Annotated in this window: 14 protein-coding genes; 8 read left to right on the forward strand and 6 right to left on the reverse strand. The window is 47.0% G+C overall.

Annotation, left to right across the window (positions count from 1 at the left end):
• The first annotated feature begins 241 nt into the window (after positions 1 to 241).
• Positions 242 to 1,825, forward strand: coding sequence for a DEAD/DEAH box helicase (locus ARB69_RS16455; RefSeq protein WP_025654838.1), 1,584 nt, complete (start codon positions 242 to 244; stop codon positions 1,823 to 1,825).
• Positions 1,826 to 2,058: 233 nt separating this feature from the next.
• Here the strand turns inward: ARB69_RS16455 and arcC are convergent, their stop codons facing one another.
• The 3 genes from arcC to ARB69_RS16475 form a co-directional block, all read right to left on the reverse strand.
• Complete coding sequence (arcC, locus tag ARB69_RS16465; protein WP_025654840.1) at positions 2,059 to 2,988, reverse strand: carbamate kinase; 930 nt, start codon at positions 2,986 to 2,988, stop codon at positions 2,059 to 2,061.
• Positions 2,989 to 3,271: 283 nt separating this feature from the next.
• Positions 3,272 to 3,823, reverse strand: a complete 552-nt coding sequence (locus tag ARB69_RS16470; RefSeq protein WP_055154363.1) for a prolyl-tRNA synthetase associated domain-containing protein — start codon at positions 3,821 to 3,823, stop codon at positions 3,272 to 3,274.
• Positions 3,824 to 3,892: 69 nt separating this feature from the next.
• Complete coding sequence (locus ARB69_RS16475; protein ID WP_025654841.1) at positions 3,893 to 5,524, reverse strand: DUF975 family protein; 1,632 nt, start codon at positions 5,522 to 5,524, stop codon at positions 3,893 to 3,895.
• A gap of 218 nt (positions 5,525 to 5,742) precedes the next feature.
• On the opposite strand from ARB69_RS16475, the gene ARB69_RS16480 reads away from it, so the two are divergent.
• The 7 genes from ARB69_RS16480 to ARB69_RS16510 all read left to right on the forward strand — a co-directional run bounded on the left by ARB69_RS16480 (position 5,743) and on the right by ARB69_RS16510 (position 14,572).
• Complete coding sequence (locus tag ARB69_RS16480; RefSeq protein WP_044926439.1) at positions 5,743 to 7,263, forward strand: sugar ABC transporter ATP-binding protein; 1,521 nt, start codon at positions 5,743 to 5,745, stop codon at positions 7,261 to 7,263.
• A 3-nt stretch (positions 7,264 to 7,266) separates the two neighbouring features.
• Positions 7,267 to 8,268, forward strand: a complete 1,002-nt coding sequence (locus tag ARB69_RS16485) for an ABC transporter permease (protein ID WP_025654843.1) — start codon at positions 7,267 to 7,269, stop codon at positions 8,266 to 8,268.
• Complete coding sequence (locus ARB69_RS16490; protein WP_025654844.1) at positions 8,268 to 9,236, forward strand: ABC transporter permease; 969 nt, start codon at positions 8,268 to 8,270, stop codon at positions 9,234 to 9,236. Before ARB69_RS16485 ends, ARB69_RS16490 begins: the two co-directional genes overlap by 1 nt.
• A 224-nt stretch (positions 9,237 to 9,460) precedes the next feature.
• Positions 9,461 to 10,585: an autoinducer 2 ABC transporter substrate-binding protein gene (locus tag ARB69_RS16495; RefSeq protein WP_025654845.1), complete on the forward strand. Its 1,125-nt coding sequence runs from the start codon at positions 9,461 to 9,463 to the stop codon at positions 10,583 to 10,585.
• A gap of 79 nt (positions 10,586 to 10,664) precedes the next feature.
• Positions 10,665 to 12,431: a sensor histidine kinase gene (locus ARB69_RS16500; RefSeq protein ID WP_055154347.1), complete on the forward strand. Its 1,767-nt coding sequence runs from the start codon at positions 10,665 to 10,667 to the stop codon at positions 12,429 to 12,431.
• 15 nt (positions 12,432 to 12,446) lie between these two features.
• The gene (locus ARB69_RS16505; protein ID WP_025654847.1) at positions 12,447 to 13,196 is read left to right on the forward strand and encodes a response regulator transcription factor; all 750 of its coding nucleotides are present in this window, start codon (positions 12,447 to 12,449) and stop codon (positions 13,194 to 13,196) included.
• A 188-nt stretch (positions 13,197 to 13,384) separates the two neighbouring features.
• A complete protein-coding gene (locus tag ARB69_RS16510) occupies positions 13,385 to 14,572 on the forward strand; it encodes a uroporphyrinogen decarboxylase family protein (protein ID WP_025654848.1) in 1,188 nt (395 codons plus the stop codon).
• Between the two features lie 133 nt (positions 14,573 to 14,705).
• Here the strand turns inward: ARB69_RS16510 and ARB69_RS16515 are convergent, their stop codons facing one another.
• The 3 genes from ARB69_RS16515 to ARB69_RS16525 form a co-directional block, all read right to left on the reverse strand.
• Positions 14,706 to 16,622, reverse strand: a complete 1,917-nt coding sequence (locus ARB69_RS16515; protein WP_025654849.1) for a putative bifunctional diguanylate cyclase/phosphodiesterase — start codon at positions 16,620 to 16,622, stop codon at positions 14,706 to 14,708.
• Positions 16,623 to 17,327: 705 nt separating this feature from the next.
• Positions 17,328 to 17,705 (reverse strand): hypothetical protein, encoded by a 378-nt coding sequence (locus tag ARB69_RS16520; RefSeq protein WP_025654850.1) that lies wholly within the window; start codon positions 17,703 to 17,705, stop codon positions 17,328 to 17,330.
• 108 nt (positions 17,706 to 17,813) lie between these two features.
• Complete coding sequence (locus ARB69_RS16525) at positions 17,814 to 19,052, reverse strand: ABC transporter permease (RefSeq protein WP_025654851.1); 1,239 nt, start codon at positions 19,050 to 19,052, stop codon at positions 17,814 to 17,816.
• Between the last annotated feature and the right edge of the window lies 1 nt (position 19,053).

Here is a 19,053-nt window from a genome sequence, read left to right on the forward strand (position 1 = left end):
TTTCAGGCTGCATGGGAAGCCGATCGTAACAATTCCGGCCTTCCTGAACTGTAACAGCCGATTACTGGCGGAAAATACAGGCAGCCTGTACTCAAAATTGACAATTGGCGCCAAGTCTGCTATGATAGCAACTGAGACTATGTGTATATCCTTTACTTGGTGTCCGGTAAAGGGTATTTTTTTGAGATTTTAAAGGTCTGTAAAAATGACACAGAATTAAGAATAAGAATAAAGGAGATTTATGGAAGAAGTAAAATTTGAAGATTTGGGGCTCTGCTCCGAGATAGTTAAGGCAGTTAAAAAAATGGGCTTTGAGGAAGCGTCACCAATTCAGGCCAAAGCAATTCCCATCATGCGGTCGGGAAAGGATATCATCGGCCAGGCACAGACAGGAACCGGTAAGACGGCTGCTTTTGGAATTCCTCTTCTGGAGAAGCTAGAGCCTAAGAATAAGAAACTGCAGGCAGTTGTTTTATGCCCCACAAGGGAATTGGCTATTCAGGTGGCGGAAGAGATCCGCAATCTTGCAAAATATATGCACGGCATTAAAGTGCTGCCCATTTATGGAGGACAGGAAATTGTCACACAGATCCGTTCTTTAAAGAGCGGCACACAGCTGATTATCGGGACTCCGGGGCGTGTGATGGACCACATGCGAAGGAAAACAATTAAGATGGATGAGGTCAGCACCATCGTACTGGACGAAGCGGACGAAATGCTGAATATGGGATTCCGCGAAGACATCGAGACTATTCTGGAAGGGGTTCCCGAAGACAGGCAGACGGTTCTCTTTTCTGCGACGATGCCACAGGCAATTCTGGATATCACGAAAAAGTTCCAAAAAAATGCGGAGATCGTTAAAGTTACAAAAAAGGAACTGACGGTACCGAATATTGAGCAGTATTATTATGAAGTAAAACCAAAGAGCAAAGAAGAAGTTCTTGCCCGTCTGCTGGATATCTATTCACCAAAGTTATCGGTGGTATTCTGTAATACGAAAAAACAGGTAGATATCCTAGTCAATGGACTGCTGGGCAGAGGTTATTTTGCCGCGGGACTGCACGGCGACATGAAACAGCAGCAGCGTGACAGGGTAATGCAGGGATTTCGTTCCGGTAAGACAGACATTCTTGTGGCGACAGACGTGGCCGCGAGAGGGATCGATGTGGATGAGGTAGAAGCCGTGTTCAATTATGACCTACCGCAGGACGATGAATATTATGTACACCGTATCGGAAGAACTGGAAGGGCAGGGCGCGAGGGACGTTCTTTCTCATTCGTTTCAGGAAAAGAAGTCTATAAGTTAAAAGAGATCCAGCGCTACTGCAAGACCAAGATCTATGCGCAGAAGGTTCCTTCCTTAAATGATGTGGAAAGTACAAAGATCGAAAATATACTCGGAGAGATCGACAACATCATCGAGACAGAGGATCTGACAAAGTATCTTCAGGCCATTGAAAATAAGGTAAACGAATCCGACTATACGGCGATGGACATGGCGGCAGCCTTCCTGAAGCTCAGCTCCGGACAAAATGAAGCTGGACCGGAGGATATAGAATTCGGAGATACCGGGGCAGAGGAGGCAGGCATGGTTCGCCTTTTCATTAATATAGGCAAGAAAAACAAGGCAAAACCGGGAGATATCGTCGGGGCAATTGCCGGAGAGAGCGGAATTCCGGGTAAACTAATCGGATCTATCGATATGTACGATAAGTACACTTTTGTAGAAGTGCCGAAAGAATATGCAAGAGAAGTGCTCGGTGCGATGGATCATGCAAAGATAAAAGGCAAAAATGTGGCTGTTGAGCCGGCTAACCAGAAATAAAGCGGGCAGCCCCGCGGTTAATAAAGTGTGTCATACAGCGCCAAATGAGCAGGCGCTGCCGAATTGCAGACAGAGAGAGCAGGAAAAAGGGGCAGGAGTGATTGTATTTTATCACACCTGTCCCTTTAGATTTACAGGAAAGAAAAAAGACGGCTGACGACAGCCGTCTTTTTTCTGTTAAAATATATTATCTTTTTATGAAGCTATAAGCATCCTACTTATCACAGAAAATGTCAGCAGATAATCGTTCCTGCTTTTCTTTTCATTCCCTCGCTGACTTTATCAAATGAAGTGATAAGGGCGCTGCGTCCTTCACGCTTTTCGATAAACTCCACTGCGGCCTGGAACTTAGGAAGCATATTATAGATGCCAAAATGGCCCTGCTCCATATATTCCCGGGCCTGGGCTGCAGTAATCTTTCCAAGCTTTTCTTCATCCGGCCTGCCCAGGTTGATGCATACCTGTTCCACACTGGTAAGGATGATCAGTTCGTCCGCATCGATCCCTTCGGCCAGCTTGCCGGCTGTCAGGTCTTTTTCAATTACCGCGCTGGCTCCTTTTAGATGATTGTCCTGTTCCAGGACGGGGATTCCGCCTCCCCCACAGGCGATGACAACCTGTCCCGCATCCAGCAGGGCAGTTACTGCATCCAGTTCTACAATCTTAACCGGATGAGGAGCGGAGACTACACGACGGAAGCCCTTTCCGGGTTCCTCGATGACATAATTTCCTTTTTTGCGTTCTTCATTGGCCTCCTCGGCTGTCATGTAACGTCCCAGTACTTTTGTGGGAGTATAGAATGCTTCATCGTAAGGGTCAACGATCACCTGGGTCAGTACCGTACTGACTGTCCGGTAGATCCCACGGTTCAGAAGCTCTTCTCGGATGCCGTTCTGCAGGTCATAGCCAATATAGCCCTGGCTCATGGCGGAACACACAGACATGGGGGCAGCGGTATAATCATCATGGGTTTTGCCGAATTCATTCATGGCAGTGTGGATCATGCCGACCTGCGGCGCATTGCTGTGCGTAACGGCAACCTGGTATCCTTCTTCGATTAAATCAGCAATAGATTTGGCTGTATTTTTTACGGCGACCTTCTGCTCCGGAAGCGTAGTTCCTAAAGCACGGTGTCCTAATGCGACAACAACTCTTTTTTTCATAATCTGGTCCCTCTGTTTCGTAATTAGATTAGTATCTGGCACATCGCCTAATCATTAACGGCACTTCAACTGGCTTACATGTTCGATAGCGCTGTGCCCAAGTCTCAGTGCAAGCATCATATCTGCGTTTGTAAAGCAGCATTCTCCGAAATTGAACTGAGCTTAAGGGTCAGCCGCCTTTTTTACGATGTACTAGTGAATATATAAGATTATATTATTTTTTCTGTAAAAAAGCAACGGTGAACTGCCTGAAAAAAGACGGCCATTCATTTCGCGCCCCTCATCAGAGCGATACAACACGGTAGCGATGGCCGGTATATTTTAAAAACTTCTTCAATATGTCCCCGGTTTTAATTTTCAGGCTTGTGGTATTCATACAAGGATGGCATCCCATATACTCCTGATCCAGGAGTTCCTTATCAACCAGCAGATCAACATACCAGTCTTTGTCATTCATAAGTCCGAGCACACTGACTGAACCGGGTGTAAGTCCCAGATACTGCTCCATAAATTCCGGCTCCGCAAAGGAAAGGCGTGAGATGCCCAGTTGCGCAGACAGGTCTTTTGTGAAAAACTTTTTTTCTCCGGGCATGAGAAGAAGAAAAAATGTGGTCTTTTGTCGGTTGCGCAAAAACAGATTCTTGCAGGGGAGAATACCGAGTTCCTCCTCCACGGCCCTGCAGGCTTCAATCGTAGGTGCAACATCATGGTCAACGCCCTCGTAGGTAATATGCAGCTGATCCAACAGGTCATAAACGCGGGCTTCTTTGTCAGTCCGGCCGGAGCAGTCGGGTTTCCCCGTAAAATGCTCCTTGCTTACATAGATTTCACTCATAATCATAGTCCTTTCTTAATTCAAGTATGTAACACATCCCGTGTATAAAGCAGAGGATCTTAAAATCACTCACACACTCATAAAAATCGTCCCCGGATTCAAAAGCCGGGAAATCAGCTCCGGATGCAGCGCGGCATAGATGAGATCGGTGACAAAAAGTATGCACAGTACGATGCACAGAGCTATGCGGAGATATAAAGGCAGCCTTAAAAACATTTCTTCCCATCTGGGAGCCAGATAATACAAAAATGCACAGCCCATCATCGCGAAGAACACGGCTCCGCCTAAAAATGTGCGGCCATTTAGGTTTATAAAATAACCGGTGTAATCCGATTGTATGATATCCAATTCGTATTCCAGCAGCCAGCTCATCAGGTATTCAATGGCCATGTAAGCCGCCATCATCATTGTAAAAGATAAGATCGGCCTGTGTGCAAACTTCTTAATAAAGATCAGCAGTATCAGTGCGCAGACGCCATAGAGCGGAATCCACGGGCCGAATAAGAATCCCCGGTTTAGAAAGACTCCGTCGCGTATGAGGTGAATTGCGCTCTCCACAATCCAGCCTAAGATGGAAAAAGCGAAGAACAGGAATACGCAGGACACAAAGCTATATTTTTTGTCGGCCTGTATGGGGGCTTTGACAGCCCTTTCAGGCGGCTGGATAGAATACAGGAACACCGGATACTGGTCCGGTGCAAAATATGAAATCTTGGTATAGGGACCCTCTGAGTCATCGTAAAGCGCCTTGCTGATCAGAAGCTCATCCTCGGAGGGAACACGTTCCAGCATGGGATCATTGAATGCCTCGTAGTGCGGAGCCCTTGACAGCACATAGCTGCGTCTCAATTCCATATATAGTTCAGTATCTGTTCCGGTCATATAGGGATTCACATAGAGAAAATCCAGTACTCCCAAAGTCAGGAGCGAAAGAATCTCCCAGCCTAAAAACGAAAAGTGCAGCAGGAACATTCTCCATTTATTTCCGTGCATCAGCTGCCGGGACAGCTGAAACGCATCTTTACGTGAAATGGCCGGATTCTCTGCGAGAATAAAGGGAATCATGCTGTATTCGTAGTGCTTGATGATACCGCCTATGACGGTAAGGTTCCAGAGCCACTGGAACACATTACGGCAGAACATAATCCAGGCCGGATTGCGTATGTATCTCAGTTTATATAGGAAGAAGATTTTACTGATTCTGGTCTGATGATAGTTCCGTGCCTCCAGGAAAAATCTTCGTTCGCCAACCAGGATCAGGTTTGCAATAAAAAACTGAAAGAGTATGGCTGTAACAGCGCCGGCGGCCAGAAAGAGCGAGGAGAGATAGGAGTGATCGGTAAAAATACTGTTCACGGTCTTTAATATGGAAAAGAGTACGGACTTTCCGCTGGTATACATGTCGATAAGCAGCTGTGCAGCAGTCCTGACAGGGGGCGTAAGAATCGTTTCCTCCTGATCCGTATCGGCAATCTGCTCTACGGTATCCGTTATGACTGCAGAGTTAGACTGGCCGCCGGTGACGGCTGGTTCGGTATCCGCATGTACTTCAGTTTCCGGATCATACTGGTTGAGAAACGTAGTAGAGGAAGTGTAGGCAGTCGTCAGCATTGCAGCCAGAAAACAGACTGCAATCATACGCCAGTAGTTAATTTTCACAGAAAACCGTGCCTTTTGCTTCAGTACTTTTCTCTTCCACATAAAATGGAACCTCCATAGAAAGTGATTATTATCTCCATTATAGTAAAGAAGTAAAAATAACGCAATCGTAAAAGGGAAGAAACCCCAGATTGTATTTTATATAAAACCATTTAGATTTTCCATGTTTATTCAGCCGCAGATCCTGTACTATTTTTATAAACTAGTACATCGTAAAATCAGTTACTTATTTTACAATGTACAAGGAAGGAGGAGACAGCATGGGGCAGACAATATTGGAGCTGCATGATATTGTAAAAACATTTCCTGGAGTTCTGGCGTTGAACGGCATTAATTTTAATCTGCAGAGCGGCGAGATACATGCAATCTGCGGCGAGAACGGGGCCGGGAAGTCCACCCTGATGAAAGTGGTTTGCGGCGTACACAAGGCCGACAGCGGAACAATGGTGGTAAACGGCAAAACAGAAGACTTTGCCAATCCGATGGAAGCCTATGGGAAAGGCGTATCCATTATTTTTCAGGAAACAAGTCTGTTTGAAGAAATGACAGTGCTCGATAACCTGTTTCTTGGACATGAGATGACTAAGAAAGCAGGAATCATAAAGGTGCTGGATTACAGTGCAATGAGGAAAGAGGCGGAGAGGATCTTCCAGCGTCTGAATACAAAGATAAGCCTGGATGCACAGATAAAAACACTTGGCATGGCACAGAAACAGATGGTTGAAATCGCAAAGGCGCTGACCTTTGATGCGAACATTATCATCTTCGACGAGCCTACTGCATCCTTGACACAGCGGGAAGTAACGGCACTGTTTAAGATCATCAATGACCTCAAATCAAGCGGGCTTGGAATCGTATATATCAGCCATCGTATGGAAGAAATTTTTGAACTGTGCGACAGAGTGACGGTTGTCCGGGACGGACAGTACATTTCTACAAAAAATATTGCAGAGACAAATAAAGACGAATTAGTGGCCGATATGGTCGGACGAAAGATGGGGAGCTATTATCCCAAGTCAGAGACTGTCATCGGCGGGGAAATATTCCGGGTAGAGGGATACTATGATGAGGGTTTTCTGGAGAATATCAACTTCCATGTAAATAGAGGCGAGATTCTGGGATTTGCCGGCCTTGCAGGGGCAGGACGCACAGAGCTGATGGAATCAATCTGCGGGTTCACCGGCAGGGCGGCCGGCAGTGTCTGGCTGGAAGGAAAAAAGCTGAACATCCACAGTTATAAGGATGCCATGGCAGACGGAATCGTGTATGTGTCGGAGGACAGAGGAAAGTACGGCCTGATTGTGGATATGAGCATTCAACAGAACATTTCACTCCCCCAGCTGGAAAACTTCAGCAAAGGTCCTGGCTTTCTGGATGAAAAAAAGGAGAGAGCGAAAGGGGAAGCGTACATCAAGGAGGTTGGAATCAAAGCTCCGGCCCCGGATTTCCTGGTTGCGAACCTGTCCGGGGGCAACCAGCAGAAGGTATCCGTATCCAAAGCGCTGGCAATGGGGCCGAAGCTTTTGATTCTGGATGAACCAACCCGGGGGGTTGATGTCAACGCAAAAGCAGAGATACATAAGATCATCAGTGAACTGACGCAAAAGGGCCTTACGATCATTATGATTTCATCCGAGCTGCCCGAACTGATCGGCATGTGTGACCGGATCTATGTTATGAAGGACGGCTATATTGCAGGATGCTTTGACCGGGAAAATGTAACACAGGAAAAGATCCTGACGGTTGCATTGGAATCTAAGAAAGACAGGCAGGAGGGCTAACAGATGACTGAGAAGAAAAAGAAAGCATCCTTTCTGACAACAGAATTTTATCTTGCGGTATTTTTGGCAGCGGTACTGCTGCTTCTGGGCGTGCTGGCAAGAGATTTTTACTCGATTAATAATATGATGAGCCTGCTGAATACATTCAGCTACATCCTGATTTCAGCCATAGGCATGAATATGATCATCATCACCTCCAATATCGATGTTTCCACGGGCGCGCTGATCTCGGTGGTCTGCCTGTTTACCGCCGCTCTGGGGAAAGCAGGAGTTCCCTTTGCAGGGCTCCTTCCGGCGGCGATGCTGATGGGAGCAGGCTTAAGCACCCTGAATGGCCTGTTCATAACCAAGATGAAGATACCGGCCATCGTGGCAACGCTTGCGACAACTCAGATCTTCCAGGGAGTGCTTCCGCTGCTGGTGGAGGGCTCGATTTACGATCTGCCCGCAAGCTTTACCTGGCTGGCGTTTGATGCCAAGATCTTTGGAATCATACCTGCAAGCGTACTGATCTGTCTGATCGTGACAGTGTGCGCGCTGCTGTTTATGAAGTATTCCAAGTTTTCCAAGAAGATTTACGCGATTGGGAATAATGCCAACGGCGCAAGGCTCGCCGGGGTAAATGTAAACCGGACAGTGGTAATTACCTATGCCATTGCAGGCGCGCTGTTTGGAATCTCGGCCATCATCATTGCCACGGCAGGACAGCGCGTGACAAACACAATGGGAACCGGGCTGGAGATGACCTTTATCGCCGCTGTCGTACTCGGAGGAACCAGTACGGCCGGCGGATCCGGAAAGATCATTGGTACGGTAATCGGGGCCTTTATCCTGGCTCTGATTGCACCGGCGATTAACTATTTGGGAATCAGCCCCAACTGGTCAGATGCGGTAAAAGGCGCAATCATCATTATTTCCGTCGTTGTGAGCGGAGCTAAATATCTGAAGAAAAAACGGGTGATTCCGGCAGAAAAGCTGATAAAAACAGGAGGTGAGAGAGCCTAATGAAAAAAGTACTGAAGTTTTCATTTAATAAAGCCCTGTTTTTGATCTGGCTGGTCATATTCAGCGGAATCGCGGTCAAGAGCCCGTCGTTTCTGACCGCGCCATATATTATCAACGTAATGCTCAGAAACATTGTGGAGATCGGTATGGTTGCGCTGCCTATGACGCTTATCATCATCACAGGGGGAATCGACCTGTCTGTAGGCAATACGATGATCCTTTCCGCCATGCTGGGAGGAATCGCCTATACAAAATGGGGGACCGTGGCAGCGGTTGCGGCAACCCTGCTGACAGGAGCGGCCTGCGGGCTGCTGAATGGGGTGATCATCGCAAAGGCGAAGATTTCCGCCATGGTCACCACGCTGGCAACCATGTACCTGTTTCTGGGGCTCGCGAGAGGAATTTCAAAGGGAGACAGTGTTTACTCCTACGGTTTTGCAGAGTTTATGGGTAATATATCGATCTCCGGTCTCCCGATACAGATCTGGTTGTTTATCATACTGGCGGTTGTGTTCACGCTGCTGCTGGGGAAAAGCATTTTCGGAAGAAAACTCTATGGGATTGGGCTGAATATCAATGCCACAAAATACTCCGGCGTCAATACAGACCGTATGCTGATTGTTATCTATACATTATGCGGAATTGTCTGCGCCATTGCTGCATTCATTTTCCTGGGAAGATTTACAAGCGTGAAATACGATGCGGGAACCAGTTTCAATCTGAAGGTCATTACAATCGTAGTTCTCGGAGGCACAAGCATCATGGGGGGCGTCGGCGATATGAAAGGAACGATTCTCGGCACACTTATTATTGCAACTCTGAACAGCGGCCTCACGGTCATGAATATACCGATCGATGTACAGACCATCGTACAGGGGGCGGTACTGATTATTGCCCTGATCGCATGTGCAATTGTAACAGAACGTACGAAGAAAAAGCGGATTATTAAAGTGGATTCACACGGATAAAGTTCAGGCCGTGCCATGGCTGCACGGCATCGGAGCCAATAAAGTGACGGCTTCGGGGCATCTGCCCCGCCGAAGGCTGCTTTAAATGGGCCGATGCCATTACTGTGCACGCCCGGAGGGAGTGCACAGTAACTTCTCACGAGAGGGCCAAGTCGGACCCGTTATAAAAAGATTGTAATACGCAAGTATTATATATACAATAAAAAGGAAAGGAAAGAGGATGTATGAAAGCAAAAGAGTTAATGAAAAAGGTAACTGGCGGAGCGCTGATTGCAGTTATGGCAGTCACGATGCTGGCGGGGTGCGTATCTAAGACGGAGACGCCGCCGGCGGACACCAAGACGGAGGATTCGGACAGTAAGGATGCGGAGGGAGATATGACGGTCGCAATGCTGCCGAAGTTCAAGGGAGAGAATTACTTCGATGCATGTAAGACAGGCGCACAGGAGGCTGCAGACGAACTGGGGATTACGCTTCTGTATGACGGGCCTTCCCAGGACCAGGCGACGAACCAGAAACAGGTAGATATTCTGGAGGGATGGATTGCACAGGGGGTTAATGTCATCGTTGTATCACCGAACGATCCCACCGCGATTGCTCCGACTCTGAAGAAAGCGCAGGATGCGGGAATCAAGGTGGTTACCTTCGATGCAGATGCCCAGGAAGATTCCAGGGACATATTTGTAAATCAGATCACGGCGGAGAGCGCAGCCAAAGGACTTCTGGACGGCGCTGCAAACGACCTGAAAGATAAGGGCTACGGAGACAGCAAAACTGCCAATATCGCACTCGTATCAAGTTCAGGAACGGATGCAAACCAGAAGGCATGGGAAGATGCAATCAATAAACTTCTTGAGACAGACGATTACAAGTTCATGAAGATTAAAAACAAAGAGACCGACGTATATTATCCAGGAACCGATGAGACAAAGGTGAACAGCGAATGTGCAACTTTGATCGGACGTATGGGCGAAGGCGAGGATAAGATCCAGGCGGCAATCGGACTATCATCCATGGCCACACCTGCACTTGGGGCACAGTACCAGTCTGCATCCAGTAAACCGGACGCAAAAGTCGTTTCCATGACAGGGCTGGCAACACCGAACGCACTCAAGACTTACATCAAAGACGACGAGAATCCGTTGAATTCCGGTGTACTCTGGAACTGTATGGATCTTGGATATCTTGCAGTACAGACGGCATACCAGCTTTCAGAAGGAACAATTACACCTGATTCAACATCCATCGACGCAGGAAGGCTTGGCGCAAAGGATATTGTTGATTCACAGTGTGTACTGGGAGATGCTCTTGTATTTGATGCATCCAATGTAGATGAATTTGATTACTAAAATATAGGATAGATAAGGAGGGGGCTGCGGACGGCGGCGGCCCTCCTTAAGTGCTAGGGACGGGAGATGGGCGAAGGACATGAGAAAACAGAAGGCGGGGACGAAACTGTCTATTACATATGCCGTATTTGTCATTCTGATGATTACCGCGGCGGCTGTTATATTTTTCCGGTACAGCAGAGACACCGTCCACAACGACGGTGTCAGCAACCTGATACAGACAACGGCTGCTACAATGGAACAGATTGATAACAGGCTGACAAATATGGAACAGGCTTCGGTAGACGTCCTGACAAACGCCCATTTTCTGGAGCTGTGGGTGGAATTTACGGAGAGCTGGAACCAGGAGACCGGGCGGAACGTAAAGCGGATTCTGGTTAATGCCTATAAAAATAAGTCCGATATCCGCCGTGTTGCCGTGTATGACAAGACGGGCAGCTTTATCTGCACTGGAAACACAGAGGCAGAACGGGAAGAGGTGGCTTCAAGGGTTGCCTATATTGAGGACAAATACAGCTTTAATGTGGCTGACAGCCGTGTATTTCTGGGTCCGGCGGCGGATTTCTGGGAACCATCCACAAAGGGAACAGTCATAACGGAGATTAAACCCATTAAAACCCCATCCAAAGAAATCGTAGGATATATTGAGGTTCAGCAGAACTATTTTTACCTCAGGAATATATGCGATGTAAAATGGAGCGGTTATGATCTGAATACGATGGTTTTCATTGGAGATCAGGCGGATCTCTTTTATGCGGATGTGACATGGAAGCAGCCGAAAGAGAAGATCAGATATTTTGCCGAGCTTACGGAGCAGTATGTGAAGGCCCAGGATACGGGGGAAGAGATCGTGACCATGGCCAGTTCCAACTATTATCCCTGCCGGACAGTGATCGTGCTGCCCGAGAGCATTTTGTATAAATCACTGCGGAATACCATTCAGGGAATCAGTCTTGTGGCGTTGCTGCTGATTGCATTTACCATCTTGTATATTCTGTTTGTGACGAAGAAAATCATGCGGCCCATTGATACCTTTGTAAAAAGGATGCAGGGGACAAAACTGGAAAACTTTACAGAACATCAGGCCACCCGGGACATGGACTGGGAGACTATGATTCTGGTTACGGCCTTTGAGGATATGGCGGCCCGTCTGCGGGAATCCATGGAGCGGGAGAAGCAGATGGCAGATGTGCAGACCAAGACGCTGTTCGGCATACTGCAGTCCGAGATCAGCCCCCACTTTATGTATAACACACTGGGCAGTATCGCAAACATGTGCGAGAACGGAGAGCGGGAGGAGGCGGCGAATGCTTGCTATTGTCTGTCCGAGATCATGCGGTATGCGTCCGATTATACAACGGTGGAAGTGACCTGGCAGGAAGAACTGGAGAACCTGAAGGCATATATGGCGATCATGAAAAGCAGATACCGCCAGAGGCTGGATTATGAGATCACAGTGGACGGGAATCTGGACTATTTTATGCTGCCGAAAGTGACATTCCAGCCCATTGTGGAAAATGCAATCAAGTACAGTCTTCTGGAATCCGAACACGTATTTATCCAGATCTATGTCGTCGAATTTGACGGATATGCGATTGTGGAGATCAAAGATAATGGCTGCGGGGTAACCAAGGAGGCTGTGGAACTGGTAAGAAGCAGAATTGAGACCTTTTACCGGGATCACGGCTCCCAAGAAATCACAGACAATCTCCAGTTCGGCGGCATGGGGCTGAGCGGGACGCTGATCAGGCTTTCTATTTTCTTCGGAGAAGGCTTTTCCTATGAAATACTGGGGCAGAATGATACCGGAGGTACAACGATTGTACTGAAAATGAAACTCGAGTAGTTTAGGGAGGTTAACATGTATAAAGTGCTTTTAGTAGATGACGAGCCGGCGATTCTGGAAGCAGAAAAACGGGCGATTTCGCAGCGCATAAGGGATTTTGAAGTAATCGCAGAAGCTTATTCCGTGGACCGGGCAATTGAGATCTTCGAAGAGATCCACCCGGAAGTCGTGCTTACGGATATGAAAATGCCAAGAAAAAGCGGGATTGAACTGATAAAATACATTGGGCAGCAGGAAGAGAAACCTGCGGTCTGCATCGCAGTCAGCGGCTATTCGGACTTTCACTATGTTCACGATGCATTTCTGTACGGAGGCTTTGACTATCTGCTCAAACCAATAGAACCGGCCAAGATCGAGGAATTATTTGACCGGATTCAAAAACTCCTGGCATCAATGAAAAAGGAGCAGAGCAGAGTGTACCTGTCTTCTGAAAAGCCCTCAGGCCGGGAGCTGGTGTCCATGATCGAGCACTATGTTAAGCACCATTTATCGGAGGACAACAGCATCATCAGAATCTGTAGCAGATTCATGATAAGCCAGCCGTATCTGAGTAAAATTTTTAAGAAATATGAGGGCTGTACTTATAACGAATACATTATAAATCTGAAGATCACGGAAGCGAAAAAGCTGCTGGAATGCCATGACTGCCTCATTGGAGAGGTGGCAGAAGCGCTGGGGTTTACAGATCAGTTTTACTTCAGCAAAGTATTCAAAAACGCGGTGGGATGCACGCCCCGTGAGTACAGAAAGCAATTCCTGGTTTAGTATATGAATGCGGCGAGGGGAAGTCCCTTTACAGTGCATCTTCACATCATGTATCTTTCCTGGTCCTGAGGCTTTAGAGAGAAAGGTTTGGTTTTGGATTTTACAAAAGAATGTTTTACATTTCCATGTTTTTATTACAGGCTGCCTTTTATAATAAAACTATCATAATGACAGTGGAGGAATGAAAGATGACGAATAGAGAACGGGAACAGGCTACACTTAATTTTCAGAAACCCGAAGGAAGAGGCACAGTCGCGGAGACATTCTATCCATGGGTATTGACCACGAACCGGTTTAAAGAAGAGGGAATGCCCGCCGAGATTGCAGACGGAGCCAAGGATATTACAAACAATATTGTCGGAAATAAAGCAAATCAGACCGAAAAGTATCTTGCAGCAGAGTGGGGCCAGGGAGTTATGGAATATGAGCAGTATCTGGGCTTTGACCCAGTCAGAAGAATCCATTTTGTACTTCCTTTCCGCCGCTTTGAAGAGAAGATCATAGAAGAGACACCGGAACATATCATCAAGCAGGATATCTACGGCCGGCAGGTGCTCAAAAATACCGGTTCAGACCTGGAGCTAGACTATAAGCCGGTCATAGAAACCATGGAAGACTGGGAAAATCTGAAATCGCACGCAGAGAAAGAGCTGGAAGCATATTTCTCAGATAAGCAGATCGAAGCCGCTTACGGCCATCTGGCAGAGGGGCACGACAGAGGGGACTATTCTATCCGCCTTAACATAGAGGGCTTTTTCTGGGTACCCCGGGAACTGCTTGGAATAGAAGCCCATATGTATGCATTCTATGATGAACCGGAACTGCTGCACGCCATCAATGATTACATACTGGAGATTTACCGTACAAAGTTATTAAAAGTAATAGACCTCGTACAGCCGGATGTCATCTATTTTATGGAGGACTTAAGCGGAAAGAACGGCCCAATGGTATCCCCGGACTGTTTCGAGGAATTCGTGGCAGACTATTACAGAGCGCTGATTCCGCTGTTCAAGGAGCATGGCGTTGGAAATGTTTTCGTAGACACCGACGGAGACTTTGCCCGTCTGATCCCCAACTTTATGGATGCCGGAGTTGACGGATTCCTGCCAATGGATGTTAATGCGGGAATGGACATCGTAGAGGTAAGAAAACAATTTCCAAAGCTAAAATTTATCGGAAGCTTCAACAAACTGGAGATCGCAAAGGGCCCCGCGGCCATTGACAAAGAATTCGACCGTATCCTGCCTGTCATCAGGGGCGGCGGCTATATCCCGGGATCCGACCACCAGGTGGCGCCATCCACCTCACTGGAGAACTATAAATACTACATAAAAAAACTCAGAAAAATAATGGAACAGGCGGGGGCGGATTTATAAGGGGACGCTTGTCTGTGCTGATGACTGCGGGGCCGGAGGGGATGCCTCCGTAGACATCCCCTCCAGTGCCGCAGTCATCGGCACAGACCGCTGGTGCATCCGACGGGAGACAGGCGCCCCCCCCCCAGTCAAATCACATCAAAAACCGCAAAAAATCCTCCTCTGCGAGAGGTTTTGAGTAGTAGAAACCCTGTATCTGATCTATGCCAAAGTCTATGACGAGCTGCTTCTGTTCTTCGGTTTCTACTCCTTCTGCGACTACTTTCATTCCAAGCTCCTGGAACGTGCGCACCATATTTTTGACGGCCAGGGCGGAGGTGCTGTTTTCCATGGATGCGCAGATAAGACTGCGGTCCAGCTTTACGGTACCGAAGGGGAGGCTGATGACGGTGGCGATGTTGGAATAGCCGGTGCCAAAATCATCCAGGCCCATCATGATGCCGTGTTTTTCCACTTCCAGCGCGAATTCTCTTACGATCTCCGGATTCTCTGCCAGGGTGCTTTCTGTAAACTCGATCTTGAGTGTATGTGCCGGAGTGTGGCAGCAGTGAATGATATCCAAGACCTTTTCCGCCAGGTTTGGCTGGGAAAACTGAATTGCTGAAAAATTCACATGTATACATTCGATGGGTATCTTCATATCCAGAAGCCGATTGATGAAGCAGCACACTTTCTTTATTATGACGTATGTAATATCAATGAGAAGCCCTGTCTCTTCGGCGATTGGTATAAACTCGGACGGATAAACAGGTCCGATGGGAGTGTCATTCATCCGCATCAGAGATTCGGCATAGAGAAATTTACCTGTTTTGACTTCATATATGGGCTGATAGAACATCTCAAAACTCTCGTCGGCCAGTTTGTCTTTTAGAATCTGTATGATACGGCGTCTTCGCTTCAGCTTGGACAGCATCTCTCTGTCACAATAGCAGATCTGTCCATATCTGCCGGTTTTAGCCTGCACAACGGCGTACTCTATGGAGGTTATGACCTCCTCCAGCGTCTGTGCGGCCTCTGTATGGCGGATCACCCCCATGACTGCCGACAGATTGAATTGATAGTCATTGACCTCCCATGGGTGGGTCATGTGGTCTTGTATTTTCACGATGCAGCTTCGTATCCTGCTGTCCTCTTCTTTGGGAAACAAAAGCGCAAATTCATCCCCGCTGAAACGGTAGACATTCTGGGACGGACCAACGGAATTCAGAAATTGAGAAAGTGATTTCAGTAAAGCATCTCCGTTATGCTGCCCCCAAGCGTTGTTAATCAGCCGGAAATCGCGCAGCGACACGACTACAAGTGTAAAGGGCCTGTCAGGATAGCGGGTGAGCAGCAGGGTAAGCATATTCAAAAGTTCCTGCCGGTTTGGAAGATTAGTCAGGTAATCCAGAGAGATCTGTTTATTCTGCAGGTGAAGGTAAATGATAAGAAGAGCACATGTGGCGGCGGTACCTGAAAGAATAATTTGAGGATATGCCTGTTGAAATATAATTACCAGAAACGCAAGCACAGGAAATGAAGCTAAAATCCGTGAAATCTCCTTGTCTATCTTTTTGTAATTTACTAGAGTAATAACAAGACATGCGAGGCAGTAAAGATAGAAAATCAGATAAGTTGTGATAATCAGGTTTCCACGTGTATAACCTTCCACTGCGGTCAGATCGAAAATATTCCTGGTAAACGGATTCAGCAGAATCAGTACAGCATACCCAAACCCGGGAATGGAACAAAATAGAAAAGACTTCTTTAACCCCGGGCTTTCGACATAAATAATGGCCATAGTATAAAGAAAATAAGCCAGGCCCATAAGAGGGGTAAGAAGAAAATAAAGAGTCGTGATGATCCAGATGCTCCATAGAGGAACAATCTGATCAAAATAAATCATAACTGTGGAAAGGATATTAGTAAGCATGGCACAAAAAGTAACCATCAGACATCCCTGAAACATTCTGTTCTTCAGAGTTGGAAGACGGCTGCCTTTTCGTGAATAAATTAAAATAATCCCAAGCATAACCAAAGAAATGCTTTCGGGTGCAATATTCCAGGTCATAATCGCATACTCCTCACAGGAAAATCCTCATCTGTCATCATCGTAACATAATACCGTTTCCCCACCGGAACCAGAATAACTACAGACGTTTTCACCACACACAGAACCCACGTATTTATTATTATAAGTACAAACCCTCAATAATACAACAATCTTGTAAAAAATAACCAAGCAATAAATAAAAATTCCAATTCTATGCCTGTTTAAACGTCCCTTCCCTATCTCCTGACTAGTCAACTGATCACCTATACCAACTCCATCCCCATTCCCCCGTAAGAGTCCCTCCACCAGTAACACAGTCCCATCAGCCTGGATGCACCAGCTGAGTGGAAGTGGAATAGGCCTCTTTCCGATGGGGCCGTGAAGTAATGGAACAGCCGTAAGCCTGACAAATGCACATATGCCGTTTCGGGGTGCTAAAGCGGACCTTAGAAATTCTTGGAAGCCGACAGCCCCAAAAGTGGAGAGATTTTGTGATTACCAAATCACAAAATCAGGGGACCCAGCGCAAGAAATCATCAGATTTCTTGTGATGTGTCCCCTGTACTCCACTTTTGGGGCTGTCGGCTTCCTAGAATTTCTTAGGTTCGCGTCCACACCCCAAAACGGCATATGTGCATTTGTCAGGCTTACGGCTGTTCCATTACTTCGCGCCCCCATCGGAAAGAGGCCTATTCCACTTCCACTCAGCGTCCCCTCCTATCGTTACTCAGAAAGATACCACCCCCAGAGGTACAGCAGAGGCCAGATCAGCCCCACCAGGCTGAATGCGGAGAATCCCGTAGTCATAGCAGCGTAAATAATATTAAACACATAGTATGCTGCCAGTATAATTCCTATAATCAGCACTATTTTTCTGGATTTATAGGCTACACCTATGATACCGGCTGCCAGTATGATCAGCCCGCCAATAATCGAATATACATAAGAGAACGTCGTCGGCGGTACGATACCCATTGCCTCATAGGTCGCATCCATTGTTGATTTCATAGCGATAGCAAACACACCTGACAAGAGGGAAATTGCCCCAATGACAATCAGGATGATAGAGAATACTTTTAAAAGCTTACTTTGTTTTTTCATGTGAAAACCCTCCTCGTTTTATGAGATTAGTGAATAAGTTGTATAGAATCATGTGCTGTCTTTGCAAGAGCGCACAGGATTTTCTGTTAAATCTATTAATAAATATTATTACATCCGTCTAAGCGCCTCAATTGGGCTGAGTTTGGCCGCCTTCTTTGCCGGATAGATGCCGAATACGATTCCCACACTGCAGGAGAATATGGTTGCAATCAGAATCGCCGGGAAGGAAAGTTGAGCCTTGATGCCGCCGATTCCAAGGGCGCTGATCAGGGCCGTTAGCGCGGCGCCGAGTATGATTCCGATGATTCCTCCCATGCCCGAGATGATCGCGGATTCACAGAGGAACTGTGCGATGATGGATCCTGTCTTGGCCCCCAGGGCCTTGCGGATTCCGATCTCGCGGGTACGTTCTGTGACGGATACAAGCATGATATTCATAACCCCGATACCGCCGACAATCAGTGATATGCCTGCAACCAGAGCTACGAAGGCGGTTACTCCGTCCATGATGGAACCGAACATATCGGAGAAATCCATTGGCTTCTGCTGGATGAATGGCGTTTCGCCCAGATTCTGGTGTCTGGAATTCAGGATCTGTACCGCGTTTTTTGCGATCCTGGATGCCTGGTCTTTGTCAGCAGCAGTGATGGAGACGGAAGCAAAAGCTTCTACCGGAGTTCCCAGGTCTGCAGAGACAGTATAAGGCATCTCGATGGAAATACTTTTATCCATTCCCATTGCCAGGTACTGTTTTTCTGCTTCCATCATTTCCGGAGCAGTCTCACGTATGCCGATGATGTTAAAATTTTGTATATTGCTGTCTATCTGCAGTTCGATGGTCATGCCAATGACATCTGTATTACCGAATAAGTATAGTGCTGTCAGTTCGTCTATGACGCACACTTTGTTGGCATTTGCAACATCATTATCCGTGAAGTAACTTCCCTTTACCAGAGGATTTTGGTATTGTGCGTTTTCATAATCAGGAGTTGTCAGCCCTACGTAGGCATCAAATTTCCCTTTTCGGGTTGTAATGGATCCTAATGTACCCGAATAGGCGGATACGCTCTGTATGGAATCTCCCAGGGTTGTTTTCAGATAAGAAATATCTTCGCCCGTAATGCAGTTGGGGTCCGATACCTCGTCGGAATTAGCCTGGACCGTGACGGTGTTGTTCTGTTCGTTTGAAGCATCGACCACATCTTTTTTCAGACCGTTTCCGATGGAAACGATGGTGACGACAGATGTGATGCCTATGATGATACCCAGCATCGTAAGGAAGGAACGGCCTTTATTGGAACGGATATTATCAAGAGCCATTTTTACGTATTCTAAAAATTGTCCCATA

This window comes from Faecalicatena contorta, from assembly GCF_001404335.1.
GTDB classification, from domain to species: domain Bacteria; phylum Bacillota; class Clostridia; order Lachnospirales; family Lachnospiraceae; genus Faecalicatena; species Faecalicatena contortus_B.

Excerpts from the sequence above, each read along its gene's own strand:
- ARB69_RS16520 (WP_025654850.1), bottom strand. The coding sequence starts at position 17,705 with ATGAAAAAACAAAGTAAGCTTTTAAAAGTATTCTCTATCATCCTGATT.
- ARB69_RS16475 (WP_025654841.1), bottom strand. The coding sequence starts at position 5,524 with ATGTGGAAGAGAAAAGTACTGAAGCAAAAGGCACGGTTTTCTGTGAAA.
- ARB69_RS16485 (WP_025654843.1), top strand. The coding sequence starts at position 7,267 with ATGACTGAGAAGAAAAAGAAAGCATCCTTTCTGACAACAGAATTTTAT.
- ARB69_RS16510 (WP_025654848.1), top strand. The coding sequence starts at position 13,385 with ATGACGAATAGAGAACGGGAACAGGCTACACTTAATTTTCAGAAACCC.
- ARB69_RS16515 (WP_025654849.1), bottom strand. The coding sequence starts at position 16,622 with ATGACCTGGAATATTGCACCCGAAAGCATTTCTTTGGTTATGCTTGGG.
- ARB69_RS16525 (WP_025654851.1), bottom strand. The coding sequence starts at position 19,052 with ATGGGACAATTTTTAGAATACGTAAAAATGGCTCTTGATAATATCCGT.
- arcC (WP_025654840.1), bottom strand. The coding sequence starts at position 2,988 with ATGAAAAAAAGAGTTGTTGTCGCATTAGGACACCGTGCTTTAGGAACT.
- ARB69_RS16505 (WP_025654847.1), top strand. The coding sequence starts at position 12,447 with ATGTATAAAGTGCTTTTAGTAGATGACGAGCCGGCGATTCTGGAAGCA.
- ARB69_RS16490 (WP_025654844.1), top strand. The coding sequence starts at position 8,268 with ATGAAAAAAGTACTGAAGTTTTCATTTAATAAAGCCCTGTTTTTGATC.
- ARB69_RS16455 (WP_025654838.1), top strand. The coding sequence starts at position 242 with ATGGAAGAAGTAAAATTTGAAGATTTGGGGCTCTGCTCCGAGATAGTT.
- ARB69_RS16480 (WP_044926439.1), top strand. The coding sequence starts at position 5,743 with ATGGGGCAGACAATATTGGAGCTGCATGATATTGTAAAAACATTTCCT.
- ARB69_RS16470 (WP_055154363.1), bottom strand. The coding sequence starts at position 3,823 with ATGAGTGAAATCTATGTAAGCAAGGAGCATTTTACGGGGAAACCCGAC.
- ARB69_RS16495 (WP_025654845.1), top strand. The coding sequence starts at position 9,461 with ATGAAAGCAAAAGAGTTAATGAAAAAGGTAACTGGCGGAGCGCTGATT.
- ARB69_RS16500 (WP_055154347.1), top strand. The coding sequence starts at position 10,665 with ATGAGAAAACAGAAGGCGGGGACGAAACTGTCTATTACATATGCCGTA.